General features: G+C 66.9%; 4 protein-coding genes. All 4 read left to right on the top strand.

Going from position 1 to position 3,955, the window contains the following annotated elements:
- The first annotated feature begins 139 nt into the window (after positions 1–139).
- The 4 genes from L324_RS36015 (at position 140) to L324_RS36000 (ending at position 3,766) form a co-directional block, all read left to right on the top strand.
- Complete coding sequence (locus L324_RS36015) at positions 140–802, top strand: DedA family protein (protein WP_037319604.1); 663 nt, start codon at positions 140–142, stop codon at positions 800–802.
- Between the two features lie 9 nt (positions 803–811).
- The gene (locus tag L324_RS36010; protein ID WP_037319602.1) at positions 812–1,678 is read left to right on the top strand and encodes a patatin-like phospholipase family protein; all 867 of its coding nucleotides are present in this window, start codon (positions 812–814) and stop codon (positions 1,676–1,678) included.
- A gap of 102 nt (positions 1,679–1,780) precedes the next feature.
- On the top strand, positions 1,781–2,986 hold the full coding sequence (locus L324_RS36005) for a L,D-transpeptidase (protein WP_037319600.1): 1,206 nt from the start codon (positions 1,781–1,783) through the stop codon (positions 2,984–2,986).
- Positions 2,987–3,001: 15 nt separating this feature from the next.
- Positions 3,002–3,766, top strand: coding sequence for an SIR2 family NAD-dependent protein deacylase (locus tag L324_RS36000; protein ID WP_051174293.1), 765 nt, complete (start codon positions 3,002–3,004; stop codon positions 3,764–3,766).
- Positions 3,767–3,955: the final 189 nt, after the last annotated feature.

Here is a 3,955-nt window from a genome sequence, read left to right as displayed (position 1 = left end):
AGCGCTGTCGGAGAACCTGGCGCACCTCGCCGCCGAAGGACCAGCCGCTCAGGAAGCCAGCTCACTGCTGGCGCGGTGACCCCGGTCACCTCTCCGCGACATCGCCACCCACCAGGTCACGAATCAGTAAAGTGACCTGGTGGCGTTGGTAACGGATCTTCTGAACTGGCTGCAAGAACTCCCGGAACCGGGACTGGTAGCGGCGACCGGCGGACTGGTGTTCGCCGAATGCACCATCGGGCTCGGCTTCATCGCGCCCGGCGAATCGGGGCTGCTGATCGCGGCCACGACGGCGACCTCGGTCTCCCGCTTCCTGACCCTGTGGGCGGTCGTGACGGTCTGCGCCGCCCTCGGTGACTCGCTCGGCTACGCGATCGGCAAACGGTTCGGTCCGCGCCTGCGCGAGACGAAGCTGATCCGCAAATACGGCCTCGACGCCTGGGACAAGGCGACCGGCGTACTCGAACGCCGGGGCGCGTGGGCGGTGTTCTTCGCGCGGTTCCTCCCGGTCATCCGCACGCTGACCCCGGCGGCGTCCGGGACCTCCGGGCTGCCCTTCCGCAAGTTCCTGCCCGCCGCCGCGGCAGGCGCGGCGTGCTGGTCGGCCATCCACATCGGTATCGGCGCCGCTCTCGGTGAAGCCGCGAAGAAGGTCGAGGGCGTGCTCAACACCGGCGGTCTGGTCATCGTCGGGGTACTGCTCGGCGTCGCCGTGTTCTTCCTGCTTCGCTACAAGAAGAGGAAGGCGCTCGGCGTCACAGCCGAGGAAGCCACCCCGGCGAAGGTCGGCGCGGGCGACTAGATTCCGGGCATGGCCGCCCTGAACCTGCCCCAGCCGATCGGTTTCGTCCTCGGCGGCGGGGGCAGCCTCGGCGCCATGCAGGTCGGGATGCTGCAAGCGCTCTCGGAGGCGGGCATCGCCCCCGACCTCGTCGTCGGCACCTCGGTCGGTTCGCTGAACGCCGCCGTCCTCGCGCTCGGGGACGATTCGGGTGACCGGTTGAACCGGATCTGGTCGCGGATGACGCGGCACGAAGCGTTTCCCGGCGGGGTGCTCAGCCAGGTACGAACGCTGCGGCACAGCAAGACCAACCTGTTCCCGAACACCGGCCTCGCCTCGATCGTCGACGAGCACATCGGCGAGGGCGTCCGGTTCGAAGACCTCACGCTGCCGCTGGGAGTCGTCGCCACGGACGTCGACACCGCCGAGCCGCTGCTGATCCGGTCCGGGCCCGTCCTCGCGCCGCTGCTGGCGAGCTGCGCGATCCCGGGCATCTATCCGCCCGTGCCGTTCGGGGACCGCATGCTCTACGACGGCGGCCTGGTCGCCAACGTGCCGATGCGCCAGGCGCTCGCGATGGGCGCGAAGTCGCTCGTCGTCCTCGACTGCGCCTTCCCCGGCAAGATGCCCGGGACCCCGCAGACCTTCGCCGAGGTGATGATGTTCACCGCGATGATCAGCATGCGGAACCAGGCCGTGCTGGAGGCACCGATCGCCGCGGCCGAGGTGCCGGTGGTCTACGTGCCGGGGCCGAAGCCGGTGCGGGTCAGCCCGCTGGATTTCAGCCACACCGCGGCGCTGACCGCCGAGGCTTACGAAGCCGCGACGACCTATTTGGGTGAATTGAGCATCGATGGCCCCGGACTTTATGGCGCACCGGGTCTTGTCGTGGCGTGACAAGCAACCATCCGGCATCGATCACGTCTTCTTCGTCGCGTACTTTTGAAAGAGAACTTTCCGCTGATCGAGCGCGACTGAATACATTCAAGAGAGACCCACATGTTTCCCAAGAAGACATTACTTTCGACAGCCGGAATACTCGCGGCGGTACTGCTGATCTCGGCCTGTTCGTCCTCGGGCGACGCCGGAAGCGGCACCGCGAATTCTTCCGGCACCAGCGCCGGATCGGACGAAAGCGCGGTTTCGGTCACCATTGACCCGGCGGGCGGTACGAACGTCAATCCGGCGACCCCGGTGGTCGTCAAGGCCGAGCACGGCAAGCTGACCGACGTCACCGTCACCAACGCCGACAAGGGCAACCAGGTGAAGGGGGAACTCGCGGGCGACGGGCTCAGCTGGAAGACCGTCGAACCGCTCGGCTACGGCAGCACCTACAAGATCGTGGCGCACGCACAGGGCACCAACGGAAAGCCGGTCGAGCAGCAGAGCCGGGTCTCCACCCTGAGCCCGAAGCAGCAGGCGAACCCGAACCTCATCCCCGCCCCCGCGGCGGTCGCCGCCGGCGGTGTCGGCGTCGGTCAGCCGATCGTGTTCACCTTCGGCCAGCCCGTGAAGAACAAGGCCGAGGTGGAGAAGAAGCTGTCGGTGGACTCCACGCCGAAACAGGAGGGCTCCTGGTACTGGATCGACGACAAGAACGTCCATTACCGCCCCAAGGTGTACTGGCAGCCGGGGACGACGCTGAAAGTCTCGGCCATGATCTATGGTGTCGATTTCGGCAATGGCGTCTACGGCGCGACCGACCGCACCGAGACCTACAAGGTGCACGATTCCTGGGTCGCGAAGGCCGACGGCAACACCGAGCAGATGCAGATCTTCCACAACGGCCAGCTCGCCAAATCGATGCCCATTTCCATGGGCAAGGACGCCACGCCGACACATTTGGGCGCGCACGTCATTTCGGACAAACACGAGAATTACACGATGGACTCGTGCACCTACGGCGTCTGCCAGGGCCAGCCGGGGTACTACAAGTCCAACGAGAAGTGGTCGCTGCGGATCTCCAACGACGGCGAGTTCGTCCACGAGAACCCGAACAGCGTCGGCGCGCAGGGCAGCTCGAACGTCTCGCACGGCTGCATCAACCTCAACGCCGCCAACGCCCAGTGGTTCTACCAGAACATGGGCCTCGGGGACGTCGTCGAGGTGACCAACTCCGGTGGCCCGCAGCTGCCGGTCTGGGACCTCTACGGCGACTGGTCGAAGTCGTGGGCGGACTGGCAGGCGGGCAGCGCCGTCAAGTAGGGGCATGATGGGCCGGTGACCACCACCGACCCCGATGCCGAACTGAGCAGGGCCTGCTCACTCGTGGCCGGCGCCGGCCGGGTCGTCGCACTCACCGGTGCCGGGGTCTCCACGGACTCCGGGATCCCCGACTTCCGCGGCCCGCAAGGGCTGTGGACCCGCGATCCGGCCGCGGAGAAGATGTCGAACCTTCAGGCGTATCAGGGCAGCAGAGAGGTCCGTGAGCGGACCTGGCAGGCGAGGCTGGTGCATCCGGGCTGGCACGCCGAGCCGAACGCCGCGCACCGCGCCCTCGTACGCCTGGAGGCGTCCGGAAAGCTGACGCATATCGTCACGCAGAACATCGACCGGCTGCACCAGAAGGCGGGCTCCTCGCCGGAGCGGGTGCTGGAGCTGCACGGGACGATGTTCGAGTCCATCTGTCTGTCCTGTGACGACCAGCGGGACATGCGCTCGACGCTCGAGCGTGTCCGGGCGGGCGAGACCGATCCGCCCTGTCTGGTGTGCGGCGGCATCCTGAAGTCCGCCACGATCTCGTTCGGCCAGCACCTGGACCAAAACCTGCTCCGAGCCGCGCGCGCCGCCGTCTCCGAGAGCGACCTCCTGCTGGTAGCCGGATCTTCGCTGAGCGTGCAGCCGGCCGCCTCACTGGTGAGTGTCGCTTCGCGGACTGGCGCCGCGGTGGTGATCTGCAACGGCTCCGAAACACCCTACGACTCTCTCGCCGCCGCCGTCGCCCGCGGCCCCCTCAGCGAAACCCTCCCCGCCCTAACCCCCTAGCCTCAGCCCCTCACCACCCACCCCACCCCCGCACCCCCGCATTTAGTCCTCTAAATGCACCAGCCAGCACCACACCCTCATGCGTTTAGTCGACTAAATGCGGGGTGGAGCTCGGCCCGGCCATGTATCGAGAGGACTAAATGCATGGGGTGTAGATATAGGAAAAGGCCCAGATCGGGAGAACCGGGG

Source organism: Amycolatopsis orientalis DSM 40040 = KCTC 9412, assembly GCF_000478275.1.
Taxonomy (GTDB): domain Bacteria; phylum Actinomycetota; class Actinomycetes; order Mycobacteriales; family Pseudonocardiaceae; genus Amycolatopsis; species Amycolatopsis orientalis.
Note: the sequence above shows the minus strand (reverse complement) of the source record. Positions and strands in the feature narration are given on the sequence as shown.